At 61.9% G+C, this 23203-nt stretch carries 21 protein-coding genes; 8 read left to right on the forward strand and 13 right to left on the reverse strand.

Going from position 1 to position 23203, the window contains the following annotated elements; genetic code table 11:
• Positions 1 to 75: 75 nt before the first annotated feature.
• Together P0Y58_13020 and P0Y58_13025 are read left to right on the forward strand one after the other, a co-directional pair.
• Complete coding sequence (locus P0Y58_13020) at positions 76 to 1467, forward strand: amino acid permease (GenBank protein ID WEK33326.1); 1392 nt, start codon at positions 76 to 78, stop codon at positions 1465 to 1467.
• A 121-nt stretch (positions 1468 to 1588) separates the two neighbouring features.
• Positions 1589 to 2116 carry a GNAT family N-acetyltransferase gene (locus P0Y58_13025; protein WEK33060.1) on the forward strand — a complete coding sequence of 176 codons (528 nt, stop codon included), beginning with the start codon at positions 1589 to 1591 and terminating at the stop codon, positions 2114 to 2116.
• Between the two features lie 106 nt (positions 2117 to 2222).
• Here the strand turns inward: P0Y58_13025 and P0Y58_13030 are convergent, their stop codons facing one another.
• The 3 genes from P0Y58_13030 to P0Y58_13040 form a co-directional block, all read right to left on the reverse strand.
• Positions 2223 to 3575 carry an MFS transporter gene (locus P0Y58_13030; protein ID WEK33061.1) on the reverse strand — a complete coding sequence of 451 codons (1353 nt, stop codon included), beginning with the start codon at positions 3573 to 3575 and terminating at the stop codon, positions 2223 to 2225.
• A gap of 63 nt (positions 3576 to 3638) precedes the next feature.
• Positions 3639 to 3821 carry a DUF2783 domain-containing protein gene (locus P0Y58_13035; protein ID WEK33062.1) on the reverse strand — a complete coding sequence of 61 codons (183 nt, stop codon included), beginning with the start codon at positions 3819 to 3821 and terminating at the stop codon, positions 3639 to 3641.
• A gap of 11 nt (positions 3822 to 3832) precedes the next feature.
• The gene (locus P0Y58_13040) at positions 3833 to 5533 is read right to left on the reverse strand and encodes an FAD-dependent monooxygenase (GenBank protein ID WEK33063.1); all 1701 of its coding nucleotides are present in this window, start codon (positions 5531 to 5533) and stop codon (positions 3833 to 3835) included.
• A gap of 193 nt (positions 5534 to 5726) precedes the next feature.
• Here P0Y58_13040 and P0Y58_13045 point away from each other — a divergent pair, with 193 nt between their 5' ends.
• Positions 5727 to 5981: a helix-turn-helix transcriptional regulator gene (locus P0Y58_13045; protein WEK33064.1), complete on the forward strand. Its 255-nt coding sequence runs from the start codon at positions 5727 to 5729 to the stop codon at positions 5979 to 5981.
• Entirely contained in the window at positions 5978 to 7174 is a 1197-nt protein-coding gene (locus P0Y58_13050) for a type II toxin-antitoxin system HipA family toxin (GenBank protein ID WEK33065.1), read from the forward strand. Before P0Y58_13045 ends, P0Y58_13050 begins: the two co-directional genes overlap by 4 nt.
• Here the strand turns inward: P0Y58_13050 and P0Y58_13055 are convergent.
• The 3 genes from P0Y58_13055 to P0Y58_13065 form a co-directional block, all read right to left on the reverse strand.
• The gene (locus tag P0Y58_13055) at positions 7171 to 7635 is read right to left on the reverse strand and encodes a GNAT family N-acetyltransferase (protein WEK33066.1); all 465 of its coding nucleotides are present in this window, start codon (positions 7633 to 7635) and stop codon (positions 7171 to 7173) included. The two genes, P0Y58_13050 and P0Y58_13055, sit on opposite strands and share 4 nt — an antisense overlap.
• A 35-nt stretch (positions 7636 to 7670) precedes the next feature.
• Entirely contained in the window at positions 7671 to 8435 is a 765-nt protein-coding gene (locus tag P0Y58_13060) for a hypothetical protein (GenBank protein ID WEK33067.1), read from the reverse strand.
• Between the two features lie 64 nt (positions 8436 to 8499).
• Positions 8500 to 9777, reverse strand: coding sequence for a bifunctional O-acetylhomoserine aminocarboxypropyltransferase/cysteine synthase (locus tag P0Y58_13065; GenBank protein WEK33068.1), 1278 nt, complete (start codon positions 9775 to 9777; stop codon positions 8500 to 8502).
• Positions 9778 to 10000: 223 nt separating this feature from the next.
• Here P0Y58_13065 and P0Y58_13070 point away from each other — a divergent pair, with 223 nt between their 5' ends.
• A complete protein-coding gene (locus P0Y58_13070; protein ID WEK33069.1) occupies positions 10001 to 10168 on the forward strand; it encodes a hypothetical protein in 168 nt (55 codons plus the stop codon).
• Positions 10169 to 10247: 79 nt separating this feature from the next.
• Here the strand turns inward: P0Y58_13070 and P0Y58_13075 are convergent, their stop codons facing one another.
• The gene (locus tag P0Y58_13075) at positions 10248 to 11219 is read right to left on the reverse strand and encodes a helix-turn-helix domain-containing protein (GenBank protein WEK33070.1); all 972 of its coding nucleotides are present in this window, start codon (positions 11217 to 11219) and stop codon (positions 10248 to 10250) included.
• 131 nt (positions 11220 to 11350) lie between these two features.
• Here P0Y58_13075 and P0Y58_13080 point away from each other — a divergent pair, with 131 nt between their 5' ends.
• Positions 11351 to 11992, forward strand: a complete 642-nt coding sequence (locus P0Y58_13080; GenBank protein ID WEK33071.1) for an HD domain-containing protein — start codon at positions 11351 to 11353, stop codon at positions 11990 to 11992.
• A gap of 190 nt (positions 11993 to 12182) precedes the next feature.
• Here the strand turns inward: P0Y58_13080 and P0Y58_13085 are convergent, their stop codons facing one another.
• The 6 genes from P0Y58_13085 to P0Y58_13110 all read right to left on the reverse strand — a co-directional run bounded on the left by P0Y58_13085 (position 12183) and on the right by P0Y58_13110 (position 20564).
• On the reverse strand, positions 12183 to 12953 hold the full coding sequence (locus tag P0Y58_13085) for an SDR family NAD(P)-dependent oxidoreductase (protein WEK33072.1): 771 nt from the start codon (positions 12951 to 12953) through the stop codon (positions 12183 to 12185).
• 34 nt (positions 12954 to 12987) lie between these two features.
• Positions 12988 to 15432, reverse strand: coding sequence for a TonB-dependent receptor (locus P0Y58_13090; GenBank protein ID WEK33073.1), 2445 nt, complete (start codon positions 15430 to 15432; stop codon positions 12988 to 12990).
• Positions 15433 to 15530: 98 nt separating this feature from the next.
• Positions 15531 to 16028: a RidA family protein gene (locus P0Y58_13095; GenBank protein WEK33074.1), complete on the reverse strand. Its 498-nt coding sequence runs from the start codon at positions 16026 to 16028 to the stop codon at positions 15531 to 15533.
• Positions 16029 to 16044: 16 nt separating this feature from the next.
• Complete coding sequence (locus tag P0Y58_13100; GenBank protein ID WEK33075.1) at positions 16045 to 17625, reverse strand: FAD-dependent oxidoreductase; 1581 nt, start codon at positions 17623 to 17625, stop codon at positions 16045 to 16047.
• A gap of 46 nt (positions 17626 to 17671) precedes the next feature.
• Positions 17672 to 19831 carry a TonB-dependent receptor gene (locus P0Y58_13105; protein ID WEK33076.1) on the reverse strand — a complete coding sequence of 720 codons (2160 nt, stop codon included), beginning with the start codon at positions 19829 to 19831 and terminating at the stop codon, positions 17672 to 17674.
• Positions 19832 to 20129: 298 nt separating this feature from the next.
• Positions 20130 to 20564, reverse strand: a complete 435-nt coding sequence (locus P0Y58_13110; protein WEK33327.1) for a MarR family transcriptional regulator — start codon at positions 20562 to 20564, stop codon at positions 20130 to 20132.
• Between the two features lie 234 nt (positions 20565 to 20798).
• Here P0Y58_13110 and P0Y58_13115 point away from each other — a divergent pair, with 234 nt between their 5' ends.
• Both P0Y58_13115 and P0Y58_13120 read left to right on the forward strand, forming a co-directional pair.
• Positions 20799 to 21629: a p-hydroxycinnamoyl CoA hydratase/lyase gene (locus P0Y58_13115; GenBank protein WEK33077.1), complete on the forward strand. Its 831-nt coding sequence runs from the start codon at positions 20799 to 20801 to the stop codon at positions 21627 to 21629.
• Positions 21630 to 21701: 72 nt separating this feature from the next.
• Positions 21702 to 23150: an aldehyde dehydrogenase gene (locus P0Y58_13120; GenBank protein WEK33078.1), complete on the forward strand. Its 1449-nt coding sequence runs from the start codon at positions 21702 to 21704 to the stop codon at positions 23148 to 23150.
• The last annotated feature ends 53 nt before the right edge of the window (positions 23151 to 23203 follow it).

Below are 23203 nucleotides of genomic sequence, written 5' to 3' on the forward strand. Positions count from 1 at the left end.
GAAACAATGCGTGCCTGATTAAAACGCACAGCCTCTGTGCTGTGCGGACCTGATAATAAAATCAAGAAGGTATCTATGAGCGCTCAATCTTCACAACAGCTGAAGCGGGGCCTGTCTACCCGGCATATTCGTTTCATGGCATTAGGTTCTGCCATCGGCACCGGGCTGTTTTATGGCTCGGCATCGGCAATAAAACTGGCAGGCCCATCCGTTCTGCTCGCCTACTTGATCGGCGGCGCAGCCATTTACATGATGATGCGCGCCCTTGGTGAAATGGCGGTTCATAACCCGGTGTCAGGCTCGTTTGGCCACTATGCCAGCCAATACCTGGGCCGCTACTTTGGCTTTCTGACAGGTTGGAGCTACGCGTTTTCGATGTTGGTGGTGTGCCTGGCAGACGTGACGGCGTTTGGCGTTTACATGGGATTGTGGTTTCCCGAAACACCCGCCTGGATCTGGGTGCTTGGGATCGTGTTCTTCATCGGTGCGCTCAACCTGTGTAGCGTGAAAGTGTTCGGGGAAATGGAGTTCTGGCTGTCGTTGCTGAAGGTGACCGCTATCGTCGCCATGATTGTGGCAGGCGGTGCCGTGCTGCTGTTGGGTATCCAGCTGAATGACGAGGCTGGCACTGTGGCCGGTATCTCGAACCTGTGGAGCCACGGCGGGTTCTTCCCTAATGGCGTCGGTGGGATGATTGCTTCCTTCACCGTTGTGATGTTCGCCTTTGGCGGGGTCGAAATGATCGGCATCACCGCAGGCGAGGCAAGGGACCCAAAGCGCGTGCTGCCAAAGGCGATCAACTCGGTGCCTCTGCGCATTCTGCTGTTCTATATCCTGACCCTGTTCGTGCTCATGGCCATTTACCCATGGACCAGCATTGGGAGCCACGGTAGCCCGTTTGTTCAAATCTTCAGTGGCCTTGGCATCAGCTCAGCGGCAACCGTGTTGAACATCGTTGTAATTTCCGCTGCGGTATCCGCGATCAATAGCGACATATTCAGTGCCGGGCGAATGATGTACGGCATGGCTCAAAACGGCCAGGCCCCTGCCGGCTTCGCATCACTGTCGCGTTTTGGTGTGCCGTGGATGACAGTCGCAGTGATGGGCGTCGCTTTGCTGTTGGGCGTGGTATTGAATTACCTGGTGCCAGAAGACTTGTTCCTGGTGCTTGCCGCGGTGGTCACTTTCTCCATTGTCTGGGTGTGGTTGATGATCCTGCTATCGCAGGTGGCCATGCGGCGCGGCATGAGCAAGGAGGAGGTAGCCGCACTGGATTATCGGGTGCCACTGTGGCCGGTAGGGCCGGCTTGCGCGATTGCGTTCATGGTGTTCATCTTTGGCGTGCTCGGTTGGTTCCCGGCCAGCCGCACAGCCATGTATGTCGGGGTAGGCTGGTTGGTCCTGTTATCCCTGGGCTACTGGCTATGGGGCGTGCGTACACCGCGCCCGGTATCAGCCAGCGCTTGAGGCATTAAACCGTTCGCGGTCGGCAAAGGACTGCCAGGACGTGCTTCAGGTATCTTCTATAGCCTTGGCAGGTTTATGGCATTAGTCTCTTGCTGACACTGTGCAAAATGGAAGTGCCATTGTGATAGTCCGTCCTGTAACAGCAAGTGATTGGCAAACTTATCGGGACTTGCGTTTGAGGGCTCTGCATGAGTCGCCGGATGCTTTTGGAAGTACTTACGAGCACGAGTCAGCCAGGGCAGATAATGAGTGGCAGACGCGTATATCAGCTGTCGCATCATCCAGCAGTGCCGAGGCTTTCTTTGCTATCAGGGGTAATGAGGTTTGTGGCTTGGTGTGGTGCAAGGCGTCGGGCGTCGAGGCAGCCGTGGTCGAAATATTCCAGATGTGGGTAGCGCCGAATGCGCGTGGCTTCGGCGTTGGTCGTGCCTTGCTTGAGCGTGCTACCAACTGGGCGAGCAGCCATGGTGCGCAATGCGTCCGCCTGGGTGTGACGATCGCGGACAGCCCGGCGATGCGGTTGTACACAGCTGGCGGGTTGCATCCCGTTGGTGTACCCGAGCCTTTACGAGAGGGGTCGGCTTTGATGTCGCAATCGATGGAGCTGACTCTGGGCGAATATCGAGACAGGGAAGAGCATGATCAATAGTCATGCCCAACCCTCGAGTTCTCTGATGCTCCACCGGCCCTTTCGCGGGTAACTCCGCGCCCACAGGTTGCGAACGCCTCTGGTGTATCGAGGAGCGAACCGCCGCCTACAGTTCCTGTGCAGGCTTTGAAATCGACTTGGCCGAGGGCAGGGGCAGCACAAAGGTCAGCAACGCGCCAATCACCAATAGCACCGTGGCATACACAATCCCGGCCGTGAAGCTGTGGGTCAGGTCCTTCAGCCAGCCAACCACCAGCGGATTCAGCGCCGAACCGATGTTGCCGAACGCGTTGATCACCGCAATGCCAATGGCACGCGCCTTGAACGTCAGCGCCTGGTCCGGGGTAGTCCAGAAAATCGACATGGCGGTGTACGACCCCGTGGCGGCCATACAGATACCGCACAGTTGCACCATCGGGTTACCGGCATAGGCGGCGAACATCCAGCCGGCAGCGGCCACCAGCATGGGCAGCACCAGGTGCCATTTGCGTTCCTGGCTGCGGTCGGAATGCAGCCCCCACACCAGCATGCCGATGATGGTGCACACCTGCGGAATCATCGCCAGAAAGCCAATGGTGCTGTTGCTGCTGTCGGCGGCACTGATGCTCTTGATGATCAGCGGCGTCCATACAGCGATCATCGCCAGCGTGTTGACCAGGCAGAAATACACCAGGCTGAACTTCAGCACGGTGGATGAGAGCATTTCGCGCAGCAGGCTGCCGGTGCCATCCTCTGCTGTAGAGGTTGAAGGTGGGGTGTCTGCGGCCAAGGCATGCTGCAGATGCTGCTTGTCTTCGGGGCTCAGCCAGCGGGCCTGGTGCGGCGTGTCGTTCAGGTAGCCGAACACCACAAAGCCCATGATCACCGAAGGCATGCCTTCGAGCAGGAATAGCCACTGCCACCCGTGCAATCCCCACACGCCGTCCAGGCTCAGTATCAGCCCGGAAAGTGCCGACCCGAAGCCTGCGGTGAATGGCATCGCGATCATGAACAGGGCATTGGCGCGGGCGCGGTAGGCCGCCGGGAACCAGAACGTCAGGTACAGCAGCACACCGGGCAGAAAGCCGGCTTCAGTGATACCCACCAGAATCCGCAGCAGGTACAAGCTGCTGGCATCGGTCGCGAACAAGGTCGCGGTCGAAGCCAGCCCCCAGGCGATCATCAGGCTGCCGATCCATTTTCGCGCACCCACTTTGGCCAAGGCCATGTTGCTGGGGATGCCACAGGCGATATAAGCGATGTAGAACAGCGTGGTGGCCATGCCGAACTGGGTGCTGCTCAAGCCCAGGTCGCCCATCATGGTCAGGCCGGCAAAGCCGATGTTGATCCGATCTAGAAAAGACAGCACAAAGCACAGGAACAGAAAGCCCAGCAGGCGCCTGGAGACTTTGCGCATCACGTTGTGCTGGGCGCTACTGGCGGTTTCTATCGGGGTAGTGGGGGCAGTGGTTTGATGCATGTGGGCGCCTGATTATTATTGGTTTCAGCGGCACCGGCTCCGGTGCTTTGGCAACTGCAGTCACTACAGGTCTTGTAGCGCCGACCGGGTAAGTTCGATAAAGGCCAGGGCATCGCCAAGTGCATGGGCGTTGAGCAGCGCCAGCTTGGTCAGGAACAGCTCGGCCTTGGCCGGTGTGGCCTGGTCCAAGGCATCTGCCAGTACGTCGTAAACCACTTCTAGGTCTGTTGCGGTCAGGGTGTTCATGGCGGTTCCTCTCAGAGCTTGCCCAAGGCAGTGTCGATGGCGGATTGCACTTGTGCGGCAGATACCTGCAGCCACCGGGCGCAGATGTGCTGGTCTGGGCGCACCAGGTAGGCGCCATTGCGGGTGATGCCATACCTGGCGGCAATGTGGCCGCTGGTGTCATCGATCAGGTGGTCTGCACCGCTGATAGCGGCCTGGGCGCTTTGCGCAATTGCGATGATCTGCAAGGGCACGCCGCTGCTGCGAATGGCGTTCGCTTGCTCGATCACGTCACTAGGGATGCAGTTATCGTTGGTGAAATAGAGCAGGTAGAAACAGGCGCCCAGGTGGTCAAACAGGTAGTCGTCTTCGGCCAGCCGGATGTTCAGCAGCGGGGCGCCGTTGCGCGGGCCCGCAGTGAAAAGCGCGTTGTCGTCAGTTGCACAGTTGAGCACCGAGTCTGCGTAGTCGTGTGGCCGCGAGGTACGCCAGTGGTACAAGGGGCGGACGAACGCTTGGGTCAGCGACAGCGACAGCACCGCATCGCGGACCAGGCGGTAACCCGCAGTAGGTGGCGCCATGAAGCGGGTGCTCTTGCCTGCCTCGCTGATGATCTCCCGCGCTGCACTGACGCGTTCGTTGGAGTAGGACGGCAGCAGCTTGGGGCCTGCCAGACCTTTGAGGGTGAGGGCCAGTTTCCAGACCAGGCCATGGCAGTCCTGGAACCCGGTATTGGCGCCACGCACGCCAAAAATCGGCAACAGGTGAGCCGCGTCTCCTACGAAGATCACGCGCTTGTGTATGTAGTCCGGCAGGGTCAGGGCGCGGGCTGAATAGACCGAGCTCCAGTCCATTTCCCACTGGGGGTCGTCTACGCCGAGCATCTGTAGCTGGGCATTGATGCGTTCGCGCAGTGACTCCGGTTGCAGCGCCTGTTCCGGGGTTTCGTTCTCGGGCAGTTGGTAGTCAATTCGCCAGATATCACCCGGTTCGCGGTGCATCAATACGGTGTTGCCCGGGTTCCAGGCCGGGTCGAAATAGGCCAGGCGCTCGGTGGGCAGGCCCAGGTCAATCTTGATGTCTGCGATCACGAAGCGGCCTTCGTAAGCGGTACCTTCCAGCTTCAGGTCCAGCAGTGTGCGCAGCGTCGAGCGCGCGCCGTCAGCTGCTACTACCCAGTCAGCGTCCAGCTCATAGCTGCCGGCGGGGGTATCGATGCTCAACCGGGTGAAGCCGTCATGCTCCGCCAGGCCACTCACCCGATTGCCCCAGCGCAGCTCCACCAACGGGTTGGCTTCGGCGGCCTCTACCAGAAACTGCTCCAGGCAGGGCTGTTGCAGGTTGGTCATGGGCGCGTAGCGGTCGTCTGGGTCGTGTGGGTTTTCCATACGGAACACCAGCTGGTTGCGGTAGAACGAATTGCCACAGCGCCATGGCAAGCCAAGCTCACAGACCCGATCGGCGACGCCGACCTGCTGCAAAATTTCCATCGAGCGGCGGGTAAACACGATGGCCCGGCTGCCTTCGCTCACTTGCCGTTCCGCCGCCAGTACCACGCAGGGTATGCCATGGCGGGCGAGGTCCAGCGCCGTGGTCAGGCCGATCGGGCCGGCGCCTGCCACCACTACCGGTTTGCGTTCCGGGTTGGCCGCGCCGACGCTGGCGGTGTGGGCGGGGAAGACCTGATAGTTGAAATAGAGGGAGCGGCGCGGCTCGCTGTGGGGCTGATGCATGGCAATGCACATCCTTATTTTTGTAGGTATCAAGGTGTGCGAATGACTGTACTTGAGGCCACAGCGAACGATGTCCCCGGTAGGGGACAATTGCTCTGCCCCAAGAATGCTTGTTCTCGTTTACGCCCGGATTTGATTTTTTGCTAGGTTAGGTATACGTTACATTTACTTTGTTTTGTTACGTATACCGAACATGGATTATTCTCTCATCACCACCCGTCTGGGCGAGATGCTTCGCAAGCGGCGGCTTAATCGCGGGCTTACCCAAGCCCGGCTCGCTGGCCTTGCCGGTATCACCCGGCAAAAGCTGATCGCTATCGAGAAAGGCGACCTGACAGTAGGGATGTCAGCTTATGCGCGAGTTGTCGGAGCCCTGGACTGTGAATTCGCACTCGTGCCAGCAGCCATGCCTACGCTGGATGAAATTCAGGGGATTTTCGACTCATGACCACCCTGTTGAATGTGAAAACGCCTGAAGGCAAGAGCGGTAAAATTTTTAGCGCTGGGGCGGACTATCTGTTCCGCTACCGGGAAGATGCCAAGCCATCTGCAGCAGTCAGTTTGCTGATGCCTGCGCGCTTTGAGGAATATCGCCATCGGGAGCTACATCCGATTTTCCAGATGAACCTGCCTGAAGGTTACGTGCTGGAGCAGCTGCGCAACCGGCTGGCAAAAGTGGTGAATGTCGATCCTATGCTTTTGCTGGCGCTGTCCGGCAGCAGCTCTCCAATTGGGCGTGTGGCAGTGAGCTCCGATCAGGTCGATGCGCTTTTGCAACGGCAGCAGTTTCCGGGAGAAAAGCTGGAGGAAATTCTGGCCTGGGACGGGGCCGAGGACATTTTTCCAGACCTGGTGGATCGTTACATCTTGCGCGCCGGAATCTCTGGCGTTCAGCCCAAGGTACTGGTGCCAGAGCAGCAGGGCGCAGGGCCGCAACGTTTTACCTCAAAAACTTCCGATTTGATCATCAAGAGCGGACGGGATGAGTTTCCCGGTTTGGCGATCAATGAGTATTTATGCATGTCCGTGGCCAAGGCAGCGGGGATCGCGGTACCGGAATTCTACCTGTCCGATAACGCCAAGCTGTTCGTGATGCGCCGTTTTGACCGTGACGAGCAACTTGACCCTATCGGCTTTGAGGACATGGCGGCATTGATGGGACTGGCTGCCGCGCAGAAGTACAGCAAGAGCTATTCGGCAATCGCCAAGGCCATACGGCTATTCTGTCCACCCGATGCAGTGGAGAGTTCGTTGGCGCAGTTGTTCTCGATAGTAAGCCTGAGCTGTATCGTCGGGAACGGAGATGCCCATCTGAAGAACTTCGGGCTCTTGTATTCCGACCCTGCCCAACGGGACGCACGGCTGGCACCTGCCTACGATATCGTCAACACCACGGCCTACATTCCAGAGGACGTATTGGCGCTGGACCTTGTCGGCAACAAGTCATTGTTTGCTTCGCGTCAGGGGCTGCTGGAGTTCGCCAAGGCGTGCGATGTAGCCAAGCCAGAAGAGGTTATCCGCGGGCAGTTGCAGGCATTGGAGCAGGTGCTCAACAGTTCGGCCGAGCTGTGCGAGCAGGCACCTCATGTAGCCGCCGCTATCCGACAATGTGCTGAGCCATTCATGAGAACATTCGGTTAGGGGCAACCCTGAATCAAACGTTTCTCCATGATGATCGTGCGTTCCTGCCCATGGAACGCATCACGTACTGTCCGATACCCCAAGCGGGTATAAAAGCCCTGGGCAGTAATCGAGGAGGGTACTCGCAACTGCAGTGACCCACGCGTCAACGCCTCACTCTCGACTGCGCGCATCAGCCGTTCGCCAATACCCATGCGCTGGAAGCCGGGGGCCACGAACATGCTCCTGACGACATCATCGTCAAGGCTGGCAGTAGCCACCACTTCATCGTCGCCCGTCGCAACGAAGACCAAGCGCCTGCCAAGCAATTGAGCAACGCTCGTTTCGCTGAATGATTGCTCCACTCTGGCAATGGTCGCGGCATCGTAATCGGCTGCATTGGTCTGCCTTAAAGCGGCGATGATCACTCGGCTGATGCCTGCTGCATCCTCCGCCACCGCCCGGCGAATCTGATAGTCCATATCGTCCTCAATCGACTGATGTTTCGTGCTGCGTATCAACGCCGCCGTAATAGCGTGACCAGCCCGACAGTCAGCACCACAGCGCAGATCATTGCCAGACTGATGGTAACGCCAACGCCCCAGGCTTCGAGCAGCCACGCCAAAACCAGATAAAACGCGACCACTCCCACCGCCCCGATTGCATTACCCCGCACCATCGCCGCCATCCCGGCACGGCCGCTTTGCACATGCGCGAACACCACCAGTGGCCAGGCAATCACCGGGATCGGCGCAAGCATCCCGCTGGTCGCCGGGCCTAACCAACTTGCAAGGCTGGTGATGGCCATCAGCAGGCAAGTGGCAGACACCATGCGAAGAGGGATCTCCCAATACCGGTGCCGGGGGCGGGCGAGAGTGTCGGGCTTGGGCTCACGGCCGCTGGCGCGTATCAGCACGCCAATCAGCACCAGCGTCGCGGCGATCGACAGGTACAGGTTGCCCCAATGGGTAAATGCATAGGCAACCAAGCCATAGAACAGCACTGCCAGCAGAACGGCCTGGGCGATCCCGAGCCTGTGCGTGGCCAACAGGTAGAAGGTGTAGGTGGCCTGTACGGCCGCCAGGCCACCCAACGCGCCGGGTATAGCGCCCAAGGCGAAGGCCGTGCCCTGTTCCAGGCACAGGAAGGTCATCACCAGCGCCGAAGTGATCGGCAGGCCGGACAACAACCCACCCAGCAAACCGCCCCAGCGCCGCGAAGCGAGGGAAATGGCCCACATCAGCAGTGGGGTGACGATGAGTTTCAGGTAGAACAGGGTCATTGCGGGTGTGTCCAGGCTGAATGACTGTGCGCCCGCCGTCGGCATTGGGTGGGGCGCGGAGCGATCACCCGCGGCTGGCCTCCAGGGCCTGGGCCAGGTCGGCGATGATGTCGTCGCTGTGCTCGATGCCGATCGACAGGCGCACCATGTCGCGCGGTACGCCGGCTTTCTCCAGTTCCTCGTCGTTGAGCTGGCGGTGGGTGGTGGAAGCGGGGTGGCAAGCCAGTGACTTGGCATCGCCGATGTTCACCAGGCGCACGACAAGCTGCAACGCATCGATGAACCGCGCACCGGCCGCCTGGCCGCCCTTGATGCCGAACGACAGGATCGACGCCGGCTTGCCGCCGGTGTAGCGCTGGGCCAGTTCATGCTCGGGGTGGTCGGGCAGCCCGGCGTACTTCACCCAGGCCACCTGCGCGTGGGCTTGCAGGTAATCGGCGACTTTCAGCGCGTTCTCGGTGTGGCGCTCCATGCGCAGGGCCAGGGTTTCCAGGCCTTGCAGGATCAGGAAGGCGTTGAACGGCGACAGCGCAGCGCCGGTGTTGCGCAGCGGTACCACGCGGCAGCGGCCAATGAAGGCAGCGGGGCCGAAGGCTTCGGTGTAGGTGACGCCGTGGTAGGACGGGTCGGGGGTGTTGAGCAGGGCGAAACGTTCCTTGTTGTCGGCCCAGGGGAACGTGCCGGAGTCGATGACGATGCCGCCGATGCTGGTACCGTGGCCGCCGATGTACTTGGTCAGCGAGTGCACGACGATATCCGCGCCATGTTCGAACGGTCGGCACAGCACCGGGGTGGCCACGGTGTTGTCGACGATCAGCGGCACACCGTGGCGGTGTGCGGCCTCGGCCAACGCGGCGATATCGACGATATTGCCGGCGGGGTTACCGATGGACTCGCAGAACACCGCCTTGGTGCGATCATCAATCAACGCTTCGAGGGCGGCAATGTCGTCATGGGCGGCGAAGCGGGTGTTGATGCCCATGCGAGGCAGGGTATGGGCCAGCAGGTTGTAGGTGCCGCCATACAGCTTGGCCACCGAGACAATGTTGTCGCCGGCCTCGGCAACGGTCTGGATGGCGTAGGTGATGGCCGCCATGCCCGAGGCCACCGCCAGCGCGCCAACCCCGCCTTCGAGGGCGGCCATGCGTTTTTCGAGCACATCGTTGGTAGGGTTCATGATGCGCGAATAGATGTTGCCGGCCACCTTCAGGTCGAACAGGTCGGCGCCGTGCTGGGTGTCGTCGAAGGCGAAGGAAGTGGTCTGGTAAATCGGTACGGCCACTGCCTTGGTGGTCGGGTCAGGGCTGAAGCCTGCGTGGATGGCGAGCGTTTCCAGCTTCATGCAATCGTTCCTTGAGCGTGGGGTGGAAGCGCTCGAGCATGCGGTGGCCGGTTGCAGCGGGTCAAGGATGTTTTGGTGGCGCCTTCTGAGCTGCGCTCCCTGCGCCTGCACCGACTGTAAAGTTATGCAAAGTTTCCCTGTGCCATCACCCCGCAGCTCTAGAATCCGCCCGCTGCCGAACCGGCCAACGGGGGCAGCAGATCTAGCCTTGTGGAGCGTTCCAATGAAGTCGAAACACCTTTTCCGCGCAGCCTTGGTGGCGGCGCTGGTATCTGCCTTGTCGGGTTGCTGGATGTTCATGCCGCCGGGTGGTGGCGGTGGTCACGGTGGTGGTGGCCACGGGGGCGGCGGCGGTGGCTTTGGCGGCCATCAGGGCGGCGGCCCTCGCTGAACCGACCCGCGATGGAACGCACTGCCTCGGCCGGGCTGCAACAGTGCACCCGGCGCGGGCGCACGCCAACTGCTTGAACTCATCCCGATCGCCCAAAGCGCTTGCGATACTCTGCCGGCGTAACCCCCACATGCTTCACAAACGCCCGCCGCAATGTATCGGCATTGGCGAACCCGCACAGCGCAGCCACTTGTTTCGGCGCCTCTTGCCCAGCCTCCAGTCGCGCGCGTGCCGCGTTCACCCGTGCCAGTTCTACCCAGGCCGCCGGGGTCATGCCCACATCGTGCTGGAACACGCGCGCAAAATGCCTGGGGCTAAGCCCCACCCGTGCCGCCAGGCTGGCCACGCCGTGCTCAAGCGCAGGGTTGGCAGCCACATAACGTTGCAACCCCTGTAACGCCGAGCGCCCGACCGATGATGTGCCGCCCTGGCGGCTGAATTGCAATTGCCCGCCCGGCCGCTTGAAGTACATCACCAAATGGCCCGCCACCTGCCTGGCAATATCCCGCCCCAGGTCCTCTTCCACCAAAGCCAGTGCCAGGTCCAGCCCCGCTGTCACCCCGGCAGCGGTTCGCAACTTGCCGTCGTGCACCTGGATGGCGTCGGCATCCACGTGCACGCGTGGGTAACGCTCGGCCAGCATTTCGGCCACAGCCCAATGCGTGGTGACTCGCCGGTTATCCAGCAGCCCGGCGGCTGCCAGGGCAAAGGCCCCGGTGCACACGGAGCCATAACGGCGGCAAGCGCTTGCCCGCTGCTGCAGCCAGTCGAGAATGCCGGGGCGCAGGTACTGGTCGGCGGCTTGCGGCGTACCCGCGATCAGCAGGGTATCGATGGCTGGCGGGTCTTCCCCGATCCAGCCATCGGCATACAGCCGCGTGCCGGAAGAACTCACTACCGGCCCCGGTTCGCAAGCCAGCAGCAGCAGGCGATAGGCGTCGTGGCCGAGTTGGCGGTTGGCCTCGGCGAACACATCCAGCGGGCCGCAGGCATCCAGCATCTGCACGCCGGGCATGGCCAGGATGGCGATCGTGAGGGGGGGAGGGGGCATGGTGGCTCCGGGCATTTTGCGGCAAGTCTGTAATCCAATGACAATGGCAGTATCTGACGTTACAAGTCAATTGAGGACGTGGGGGTGTGGTTGCAGACTGAACGCGTCACCAACCCACCCAAGGAGCGACCATGTCCTCATCCATTGCCGGTATCCACCTGCCTGACAGCGCCATGGCTCGGGAAATCACCGAGCTTGTCCGCGAAACGGCTTCCCCTTTGCTGTTCCACCATTCCAGCCGGGTGTTCTACTTCGCGGCGCTTGCCGGCCAGCGGCTGGGGCTGCGCTACGACAGTGAACTGTTGTACGCGGGCTGCATGTTCCACGACATGGGGCTGACCCATGAGCACAGCAGCGAGTGCTGCCGCTTTGAAGTGGATGGCGCCAACGTGGCGCGTGATTTTCTCCAGCGTCATGGTGTGGATGAACGTGATGTCGAGCGTGTATGGACGGCGATCGCGCTGCACACCACGCCGGGCATTCCGGAACATATGCACCCGTTGATTGCCTTGGTCACAGCGGGTGTGGAGACCGATGTGCTGGGCTTGCATCACGAGGGGTTGGGCATTACTGCGCGGGATGCCGTGGTCCAGGCGCACCCGCGCGGGGAACACTTCAAGGAGGCGATTATCCAGGCGTTCTATAACGGCATACGGCACAAGCCGCAAACCACGTTTGGCAATGTGAAGGCGGATGTGATTGCCGACAAGGAGCCGGCATTCCGGCCCGGGAACTTCTGCAGCGTCATTCGCCAGTCTTGCTGGGCCAGTTGAGTGGTGATGTACCTGTCAGCCCTGATGCGGTCTCTGTGGGAGCGGGCGTGCCCGCGAACACCGGCGCAGCCGGTGCCATGCACCGCGTTGGAGCTTTCGCGGGCGCGCCCGCTCCCACAGGGTACGCGGAGCGTCCAACATCAGTTCTCTGCGTGACAACGTGGGCAATCTCTCACAGGGGGCTATGCGTTTACCAGGCTATCCGCTCGCCATCCCAACCCCAGAAGCTACCACTCTCAGCAGGCCCAAGCCGTCCCAGCAGATCGATAACACACTGCGCAGCAAACGCCGGCTCAAACAGCTTCCCCTCCGGTACGTTCCCTTGAAACGGCCGCGACAGCTCGGTATCGGTGGTTCCCGGATGCAGCGCCAACACAGTCATGGCCGGGTTCAGGCGTTTCAGTTCGATGCTTGCCGTGTGCAGCAACTGGTTCAGCGCCGCCTTGCTCGCGCGATAGCTGTACCAGCCACCCAGTCGGTTGTCGCCGATCGAACCGACCCTGGCCGACAGCGCTGCAAACGTGGCGGGCTGTTTGCGCAGCAGTGGCATCAGGTGCTTGAGCAACAGGATCGGCGCGAATGCATTGGTGGCGAAGCTGGCTTGCAGGGCGGTGAGGTTCAGTTGAGCCAGCGACTTCTCGGCTTTGCTGCCCTCCTGATGGAGGATACCGAGTGTGCTGATGACCAGATGAAGGTGCATGCAGGCAATGCCCACCTCGCTGGCAAGCGCAGCCAGCGCCAGTTCGTCGCGAGCATCGCAGTCCAGCAGTACCACGCGTTCGCCATGTGCCTGGGCAAGGGCAAGCAGCCCGTCAGCGGTGCTGGCGTGCCGCGACACAGCCCAGACTCGGCTTACATCATCGCGGGCCAGTAACGCCGTACACAGTGCCAGGCCGATGCCTCGGCTTGCGCCGCATACCAATACGCAGGCTTTGTCAGATAATCCGGGGATCAGGCTCATAAGGTATGCCTATTGTGGGAGCCTGGGTTGCACATCAGAAATTGTAGGTCAGCCGGGTAAAGTAGTAACCCCCGGTAAAACCATAAGGCGAATACGCCCCATACCCCTTGGTCATGGTCTTGCTGCTGGGGTTCTGCCGTTCCGGATAAACATCAAACAGGTTCTGCGCCCCCACAGCCAGGTTAAGGTCTTTGGTCAGCTGATACCCCACGTCGATGTCGGTGATCCAGCGCGCCTTGTACTCACGGTCCAGGCTGCGGTCGGTCGCCGAGTTCACTTCGCGCCAAGAGCCGTAGCGGGTCAGGGTCAGGTTGCTGGTCCAGCGGTCGCGCTGCCAGTTGGCGCCGAGAATCAACTTGGTGTGCGGCTGCACTTCCGTGAGGAAGTTGCGCGCCTGGCGGTCCATCAGGTTGTAGTCGGTTCCCTGGATATTGACGTTCTCCTTGTAGCTCAGGATCTGCGTCTGGTTCCAGTTGAAGGCGGCTGTCCATTTCAGTTGCCCCCAGTTGCCCAGGTTCTGGTCGAAATTGCCGACCAGGTCCAGGCCCTTGGTGCGGGTATTGGCGCCGTTGGTGAAGTAGCGCCCGCCAGAGGTGGAGTCGATACCGTTGTCCAGCAACGCCTGGGTCACTTCGTCGCCCAGCAGGGTACCGGTGAGGGTGATGCGGTCGCGCACGTTGATCACGTAAGCATCTGCGGTAAACGACAGCTGCGGGGCAGGCTGGTAGGTCAGGCCCAGGCTGTAGTTGGTCGAGCGCTCGGGCTTGAGTGCGCTGGCGCCCAATGCCTTGGCGGCCGCCGAGTCCACCGGCAGTACGCCATAGTTGATCGATTGGTACACGCCATTGACGACGCCGTAGGTGGTCGAGCGGGCGCTGAACAGGCTGTTGGCCAGCGACGGGGCACGAAAGCCGTTGCTGACCGTGGCGCGTACGGCCAGCTCGGGGGTGAAGTCGTAGCGGGTGGTCAGCTTGCCGCTGCGGGTGGCGCCCACCCCGCGGTTGTAGTGTTCGTAGCGCAGTGCGCTGCCCAGGTACCACTGCGGCAGCGGGTTGAAGCCGACGTCGATGTAGCTGGCCACGCTGTTGCGGCTGGTGCTGGTGGCTTCGTCAGGCGAAATGCCGTTGGTGACCTGTGCACCGGATGCGGCGCAATCGCCGGGCGCACGGCAGTAGCCGCCGTTGGCCCACGAGGCCCAGTCGCCTTCGCGCACCTGGTAGGTATCACGGCGGTGCTCCAGGCCCCAGGACAGGTCAAGTGGCTTGTCCAGCCCGATGTCGAAGCTGCGCTGCAGGTCCAGGTTGCTGGTCAGCTGCGTGGCAATCCAGGTGCCCGATTCAAAATGGTTGGGCGTGGCTTCGCCCAGCGATGCATTCTGGTTGTGCGTGGTGCCCTGCAGCGCCTCGTTGCGCCCGTAGGTGCTGGACAGGTCCCAGGCCCATTCACCGGCATTGCCCTTGGCGCCGAAGGCCCCTTGTACATCATCTTCCTCGATGTACCAGGTGGGCGTGTAGCCGCTTGGGTAACCGTTAGGGCCGGTGGTGATGGTGTTGGTGATGGTCGGCAGGCGGAAGTTCTGGCCCTGCTCGGCCTTGCGATGCGAATACGTGGTGAAGGAATACAAGGTCAGGTCGTCGCTTACCGGCAACTCGGCGTTGTAGCCCAGGGTCAGCAGGTTGATCTTCGGTGTGCCATAGCCGCCGTAGGTGGACTTGCCGGCCTTGTCTAAGGCTTCGGCGTAGCTGTAGCCGTTGGCGCTGGCCTTGTTGTCGTCGTTCTGGCTGCGCGCATCCAGGGCCAGTTGCACGATGCCGCTGTCACCGATTTCGAAGCCTTTGTTCAAGCTTTGCTGCACGGTCTGCTTCTTGCCGTCGTAACCCTGGCCTGCGTTGGTCACCGAGGTACCGGAAGCGTCGGCCTTGAGGATCACGTTGATCACCCCGGCGATGGCGTCGGAGCCATACTGGGCCGCCGCGCCATCGCGCAGCACCTCGACGTGGTCGATGAGACTGATGGGGATCAGGTCAAGGTCGGTGGGCGCGGCGCCCGCATGGATGCCGCTGATGTTCAGGGTGGCGCTGGTATGGCGGCGCTTGCCGTTCACCAGCACCAGCACCTGGGCCGCGTTCAACCCGCGCAGGCTGGGCGCACGGGCCATGCCGCTGGCATCCCAGCCGGTTTTTTCCGGCAGGGTGAAGGACGGCACGCTGGCGCTAAGGGCTTCCATCAGGCCGGGTTTGCCGGTTTGCTGCAGTTGTTTGGCGCTGATCACATCGATCGGCACCGGGCTTGTGGTGACCGTGCGTTTTTCCGAGCCGCGGTTGCCGGTGACGATCACGGTGCCCAGCTGTGCCGGGTCGGTGGCCTGGGCAGTGCTTTCGGCGAATACAGCAGGCGCGGCCAGGCCGCTGGCGCCAAGGGCCATGGTCAGCAGGGCGGGTTGCAGGCGTGGGCTGGGCAGTTTCAAGGCGTGAAGCATGTTCGCTCTCCATGAGCGCTGTCGAACAGCGGGTGCACAGGGGCCGCCCGCCGGGTGGCCCGGCAGGCAAGCAGTAGGGGGAATGGCTTAAGGGCGTATCAGGGCGCTTTTGCAGCGACCGCTTCGATCTCGACCAGGGCGCCCGGCAGGGGCAGGGCCACCACCTGCACGGCGGTGCGGGTTGGTTTTTTCGGTTGCTCGGCGGTGGCGAAGAATTCGGTGTAGGCGGCTTGCAGCCCGGCAAAATCCAGCTTGCCTTCGGTGGCCGGGTCACCTACCAGAAACACCCGCAGTTGTACGATGTCACCCAGGCCCAAGCCCTGGCTTTGCAGGGCCGCCTGGATCTTTTTCAGTACCGAGCGGGTTTGTGTTTCGGTATTGCCATAGGCGGCAATGGTCTGCGCTGGCGCGTTGGGGTCGGCGACGTCCGGCAGCGTGCCGCTGACGAAGGTCAGCGAGGTTCCGGCCGGTACGGTGACCAGTTGCGAAATGGGGAACTTCGAGCCTGGCGGGTCGACACGTTTGATGGTGTCGGCCTGGGCGGTAATTGCAGACAGTGACATGAAGGCTCCAAGCAGCAGGGCAGGTGTGTTCATCAGAGGGCTTCCTTGTTCAGGCGGCGACGCCGCGTTGCTGTTGCAGGGCGTGCCGGGCGATCTGCCCGACCACATGGCGGGCCGAGTCCGCCGCACTGTTCTGCCAGATGCCCACCCCGCCATGGGCCAGTGCATCGCTGGCCAGCCAGGTGCGGCCCTGGGGCAGGTTGAGGTGCGAGTAACCGGGTTCAGCCAGCACGTCGTGGACAATCCACGGGCTTTCGCTGAACGGTACCTTGGACCAGTTGACCGCCACCCCGCGCTGCAGCTTGCCGGCATGGCCCGGGTGCAGCGACTCCACGGCCTGGCGCGACGACGCCAGTTGCTGCTCTGTCGAACGCGTGGCAAATGTGCGCGCCACTTCGCCGGTGTTGTAGGTGCCCACCAGGATGCCCTGGGCGCTGTTCAGGTGGTCGCTGGGGTACCACAGCAGCCGCGCTTCGTGGTTGATGTAGGAGAGCCCGCCATAAATCTGGAACTCGCTTTCCCAGAACCGCGGTGCCTGCCACGCCACTTTGTTGGCCAGGTCCGGCTTGGCCTGGGCGATGGCTGCCTGGGTGGTTTTGCCAAAGTTGTGGTCGACACGGGCCAGCAGGGGCAGGGGGATGGTGACGATGGCATAGTCGGCGGTTTCTACCTGAGTCTTGCCGCTGCGCCGGTCCCGCCAGGTGACCTGGCTACTGTTTTCCCCGGTGCGGATCGCCTGCACTTCGGCGTGCAGTTGCACCTTGTCCTGCACCTTGGCGTACAGGGCCTTGGCAATCTGGTCCATGCCGCCTACCGGCTGGAACATGGTGGCGGAAAACTCCGGGATTTCATCGAACACCAGCGGCAGCATCAGGTTGGGGTTGAGCAGTTGCTTGAGTGCCACTGGCTGGCGCTGGATCGGTGTCTGGTCGCCCGCCCCGGCGAAGCGGGTGTAGCCGGCGCGGACCGAGCCCTTGTAGTGGCGCTGCTCGTCGAGGTCGCCGTACACCTTGAGAAAGTCCAGCAAGGCGTTCTGGTCGCCAGTGTCCAGTTCTTTGTCCAGCGCTTTGCCGCTGATGCTGCGCGACAGCAGTTCGCTGAGGTGCCCACGGGTGTCATTCACCGCCTGGCGCAGCAGCAACGGTGGCTGGGCGAGGTCCGGTTGGGCGAGGGCGTTGCGGCTGCTGTTGACCAGCACTTCCAGCGGCACGCCCAGCTCGCGGCAGTAGCCGAGGATGGTCAGGTGGTGGCTGGGCAGGCGTGCGGGGCCGGCATTGAAGTAGTGGCCGTTGTCGAAACGGACCTGCTGGCGGCTGCCGTCATTGTGCAGTACCTCGTCACCGTTGCGCAGCGTCCAGGCGCGCCCGCCGATTCGCTCGCGAGCTTCCAGCACGCGTACATCAAAACCGGCTTTGCCAAGTTCATAGGCCGCCACCAGGCCGCTGATGCCAGCGCCCACCACCAGCACGCGCTTGCCGTTGCCGGACGTGGCCGGAAGGCCCAGGGGCTCGAAGGTGCTGGCCGTGGCGGCAGTGGGCAACAGGCCCAGGGCGGACAGGCTGCCAAGTGCGGCGCCGTAGCTGCCAGCGGCCATCAGGTGGGCAATAAGGTCTCTACGGGTCAAGCCCATGGTGTGTTCTCCTTGCAAGTGGGGAGTGAGTCCGTTCAGTGCGGCGCTACAGTTCGTAGCGCACGCTCAGCAGCACGGTGCGGGGGTCATTGACCGAGTAGTAAGCGGTGCGGCTGGCGGCCGAGTAGGCAATGCTTTGCGGATAGGCGCGGTCGAGCAGGTTCTTGACCGACAGGGTGGTGGTCCAGTGGCCGTCCGCACTGGCATAGCTGGTGCTGGCATTCCAGAAGCCCTGGGCAGGTACTTCATAGATGTCGGCGTTCAGCGGGTTGGCGTAGGACCGGGTCTGGTACTGGTAGTCGGTATTGGCCACCAGCTCACCCGGCAAGTTGACGGGCACTGTCCAGTTCAGGCCAAGGCTGGCGTTCCACTCCGGGGCAAAGATCATCTTCTTGCCATCGGCGCTCACGCCCGGGCCACTGGCGTTCTGGAAGTCGTCGTACTGGCTTTTCAGGTAGCCGAGGTTAGCGGTGAGGCGCAGGTCGCGTGCCAGCAGCACGGTGTTTTCCAGCTCCACCCCGTAGGTGTGGGCACTGCCGACGTTGGTGCGCAGGTTGGCGCTGATGGCCGGGTCCCAGGCATTGGTTTGCAGGTCGTCGTAGTCGTTGTAGAAGAAGGCGATGTTGCTGCGCAGGCGGCCATCGGCAAAGTCGCCTTTGAAGCCCACCTCGTAGGTGGTGACGTTTTCCGGGTCAAAGCCCTGTTCGGCTGCGGCGCGGGTTGGCGCGCGGTTGTCGAAACCGCCGGCCTTGAAGCCCCGGGCAACATAGCCGTACTGCACCAGGTTGCCGCTCCAGGCGTACTCCAGCCCAACCTTGGGGCTGAGGGATGCCCACGAAGCGCTGGTTTCGGCAGCGAAGTTGGTGCCGGTGATTGCCCGGTCGGTGGTGATGGCGTAGTTGCTGTAATCGAAGTTTTTGTGCTCGTGGGTGTAGCGCAGGCCGGTAGTCAGCGACAGGCGAGGGGTCAGCTTGTAATTGCTCTGGCCGTACAGCGCGTAGCTTTCGGTATCGGTGGTGCTGTACTGGCCGCTGGCATTGACCCGGTCTTGCGCCACCGAAAAGGTCAGGCTGTCGCGCTCGGCGCGGAAGCGCTCCTTGTACAGGTACACACCCAGGGTGTAGCTGAACCTGTCGTATTCGCCGTTGAGCTGGAATTCCTGAGTGGCGTAGCGCTGCTTGTAGGTGATCAGGTTGTTCTGGATCGGCGATGCGGTGCCGCTGTTGGCCTGGCCGGAGTTGTCGTAATCCACCGGCTGGTCGAATTCCGACCAGGCCGTGACCGACTTGAAATTCAGGTGGTCATCGATGTTGTAGATTGCCCGCAGCACCGCGCTGCCCTGGTCCAGCTTGTTCTTCGGGTCGAGGCTGCTGTAGGTCTTGAACTTGTCGAAATGGCCGTTGGCCGGGTTGAAGGGGGTGTAGCTGGTGGTGTCGCCGCGGTCGAAGGTACCGGCCAGCGTCAGTTGCACGTCCCAGGGAGAATCCTGCGGGGCCAGGCGCAGCTTGCCGCGGTACGACTGGATGTCGATGTTGTTGACGTCCTTGTGACGGGTGCGGTTGTACACGGTGCCATCGCGGGTCAGGCGGATGGCCGAGAAACTGCCGAACAGGGTGTTGTCCACCAATGGCCCGCTGACCAGCAGTCGACCGTTCTGTGCGTTGTAGTTACCGGCACCCAGTTCGACGAACGCGCGGGCCTGCTGGCTCGGGTCGCGGGTAATCACCCGTATCGCGCCGGCGGCACTGTTGCGCCCGTACAAGGTGCCTTGCGGACCACGCAGCACTTCAACGCGCTCGACATCGTTGAAGTCCAGCATCGAGGAAATCGCCCGCGGGATGTACAGGTCGTCGGCGTATACCGCAACGGCAGCTTCCTGGATCGGGTCGGTCTCGCCAATGCCGCGAATGCCGTAGGTTTGCGCGCTGTAGGAAATGGACTGGCGGTTCAGGGAGAGGTTGGGCACCCGACCGGACAGGTCCCGCACGTTGTTGATCTGCGCATCCTGCAGGGTGCGCTCGTCGAAGGCACTGATCGCCAGCGGGGTTTTCTGCAGGTTCTCTTCACGGTGCTCCGCCGTGACGGTGACCGTTGGCAGCTTGTCGCGTGGCGTTTCGGCAGGCTCGGCGAAGGCCGTGGGCGTGAACAGGGCGAATGCAACGGCGGCGGACAGGTGATGGCGAACAGGGTAGGGCAAATGCTTCATGTTGCAGCTTCCAGATAACCAGCATCGAGTGGGATTTCGGATACCTGGATACCGGAGCCGGGTGAGGTGGCATGAGGCTTAAGGAGGTATCAGGTTCCTTTGCCTCCGCCATTCAGGGGTCGGTCTGGTGAGAACATATCTCTATGAAAAACTGTTTTGAAATACTTTTTACGTCTAAGCTAATATTATTAAATAGAATTTATTTAGTTATTTAAGATTCAAAAAATGCATTTTATGGAATGGTGGAGGTAAGTTCTCCCAGCAGCGAATGGTCGGAGCTGATAGCTCCAAGACCGCCTCATTCCTGATAGATCTTCGTCAGCAACCGCAACAGCTGCCCGCGTTCCTTATCATCCAGCGCCGAGGTCGCCTCGCGGTCGCTGTCATGGGCAATCTGCTTCAGTTCCTTCAACAGCGCTTCGCCGGCCTTGCTGAGAAAAATCCCGTAGGAGCGCTTGTCCGGCTTGCATCGCACGCGCACGGCCAGGGCCCGCTCTTCCAGCTTGTTCAGCAGCGGCACCACTTGCGGCGGTTCGATCGCCAACGACCGCGCCAGGTCCGCCTGCATCAGCCCAGGGTTCTGCTCGATCACTGCCAGCGCCGAGAACTGTGCGGGGCGCAAGTCGTGCGCCGAGAGCCGGGCAATAAGGTTCTGAAACAGCTTCAATTGGGCACGGCGCAGGGCGTAGCCGATCAAGTCTTCAAGCACCCCATCCGCCGCAGCAGCGGGCATGGAAACGGTTTCGGCAGTGCGGGCAGACTTTGCCATGGGGTGCAGGCTCCTGGCTCATGGATAAGAAAGTTACCCAGTCTGCCTGCCTTGGCGTCATCCGGCTAGGGGAATTGGCGGGAAATGGACGTTACACATGCTGCGAAAGAAAGATAATTTTCATAATGGTTAATTGACATAACTAATTTGCTCGCTTAGCTTGGTGTTCACCACCTCGAACAACAAGAGTGCAGAACCATGAGCAAATACGAAGGCCGCTGGGCTACCGTGAAGGTCGAACTGGAGTCGGGCATTGCCTGGGTCACCCTCAACCGGCCGGAAAAGCGCAATGCAATGAGCCCCACGCTGAACCGGGAAATGGTCGACGTGCTGGAAACCCTGGAGCAGGACAGCGAGGCCGGGGTGTTGGTGCTGACCGGCGCAGGTGAGTCGTGGACCGCAGGCATGGACCTGAAGGAATACTTCCGTGAGGTGGACGCCGGCCCGGAAATCCTGCAAGAAAAAATCCGCCGCGATGCCTCGCAATGGCAATGGCGGCTGTTGCGCATGTATGCCAAGCCGACAATCGCCATGGTCAACGGCTGGTGCTTTGGCGGTGGCTTCAGCCCGCTGGTGGCATGCGACCTGGCCATCTGTGCCGACGAGGCCACCTTTGGCCTGTCGGAAATCAACTGGGGCATCCCGCCGGGCAACCTGGTCAGCAAGGCCATGGCCGATACCGTTGGCCACCGCCAGTCGCTGTACTACATCATGACCGGCAAAACCTTCGGTGGGCCGAAAGCCGCCGAAATGGGGCTGGTTAACGACAGCGTGCCACTGGCGCAATTGCGCGACGTCACCCGCGAACTGGCGCTCAACCTGCTGGAAAAAAACCCGGTGGTATTGCGTGCAGCCAAGAACGGTTTCAAGCGCTGCCGCGAACTGACCTGGGAGCAGAACGAAGACTATCTGTACGCCAAGCTCGACCAGTCCCGCCTGCTGGACACCGAAGGTGGACGCGAGCAGGGCATGAAGCAGTTTCTCGACGACAAGAGCATCAAGCCGGGCCTGCAGGCCTACAAGCGCTGATTTCAAGCAGGCTGGGCCATCACCGGCCACAGCCTGCGGATATTCCCTATAAGTACAACAAGAGGAATAAGCATGTTGCAGGTGCCTTTGCTGATAGGCGGGCGGTCGTGCCCCGCCAGCGATGGACGTACCTTCGAGCGCCGTAACCCGGTCACCGGCGAAGTCGTGTCGCAAGTTGCCGCCGCCACGCTGGCCGATGCCGATGCGGCCGTTGCCGCTGCCAGTGCAGCGTTCCCGGCCTGGGCCGCGCTGGCGCCCGGCGAGCGTCGCAGCCGTTTGCTGGCCGGTGCAGACTTGCTGCAGGTGCGGGCAAACGAATTCATCGCGGTGGCGGGTGAAACCGGGGCCATGGCCAACTGGTATGGCTTCAATGTGAAACTGGCCGCCAATATGCTGCGCGAAGCCGCCGCCATGACCACGCAAATTACCGGCGAAGTGATCCCTTCGGATGTGCCAGGCAGTTTCGCCATGGCCTTGCGCGCACCTTGTGGCGTGGTGCTGGGCATCGCGCCATGGAACGCCCCGGTCATCCTTGCCACCCGCGCCATCGCCATGCCGCTGGCGTGCGGCAACACGGTGGTGCTCAAGGCCTCGGAGCTGAGCCCGGCCGTGCACCGGCTGATCGGCCAGGTGCTGCACGATGCAGGCCTGGGCGACGGTGTGGTCAACGTGATCAGCAATGCCCCGGACGACGCCCCGGCCATTGTTGAGCGGCTGATCGCCAACCCGGCCGTGCGCCGCGTGAACTTCACCGGTTCTACCCACGTCGGGCGCATTGTCGGTGAGCTGGCCGCCCGGCACCTCAAGCCAGCCCTGCTGGAGCTGGGCGGCAAAGCCCCGTTGCTGGTGCTGGACGACGCCGACCTCGACGCTACCGTCGAAGCCGCCGCTTTTGGCGCCTACTTCAACCAAGGGCAAATCTGCATGTCCACCGAGCGGCTGGTGGTGGACAGCCGCGTCGCCGACGCCTTCGTCGACAGGCTGGCGGTGAAGGTGGCCGGGCTGCGCGCCGGCGACCCGCAGGCCAGCACGTCGGTGCTCGGCTCGCTGGTCAGCGGCGCGGCCGGTGAGCGCATCAAGGCGTTGATCGACGATGCTGTAGCCAAGGGCGCACGCCTGGTGTGTGGTGGTCAGCTGGATGGCAGCATCCTGCAGCCGACCCTGCTCGACAACGTCGACAGCAGCATGCGCCTGTACCGCGAAGAGTCCTTCGGGCCGGTGGCGGTGGTGTTGCGTGCCGAGGGTGACGAGGCCTTGCTGAAGCTGGCCAACGACTCCGAGTTCGGCCTGTCGTCGGCCATCTTCAGCCGCGACACCAGCCGTGCACTAGCCCTGGCCCAGCGGGTCGAGTCGGGCATCTGCCATATCAATGGCCCGACCGTGCACGACGAGGCGCAGATGCCGTTCGGCGGGGTCAAGTCCAGCGGCTACGGCAGCTTCGGCAGCCGCACGGCCATCGATCAGTTCACCCAGCTGCGTTGGGTCACCCTGCAGCATGGTCCGCGGCATTACCCCATCTGAGCAACACGCGATTGGCCGCCACCGGCAGCGCCGGGCGGCGGCAGGATGTACAA

This window comes from Candidatus Pseudomonas phytovorans (assembly GCA_029202525.1).
GTDB lineage: Bacteria > Pseudomonadota > Gammaproteobacteria > Pseudomonadales > Pseudomonadaceae > Aquipseudomonas > Aquipseudomonas phytovorans.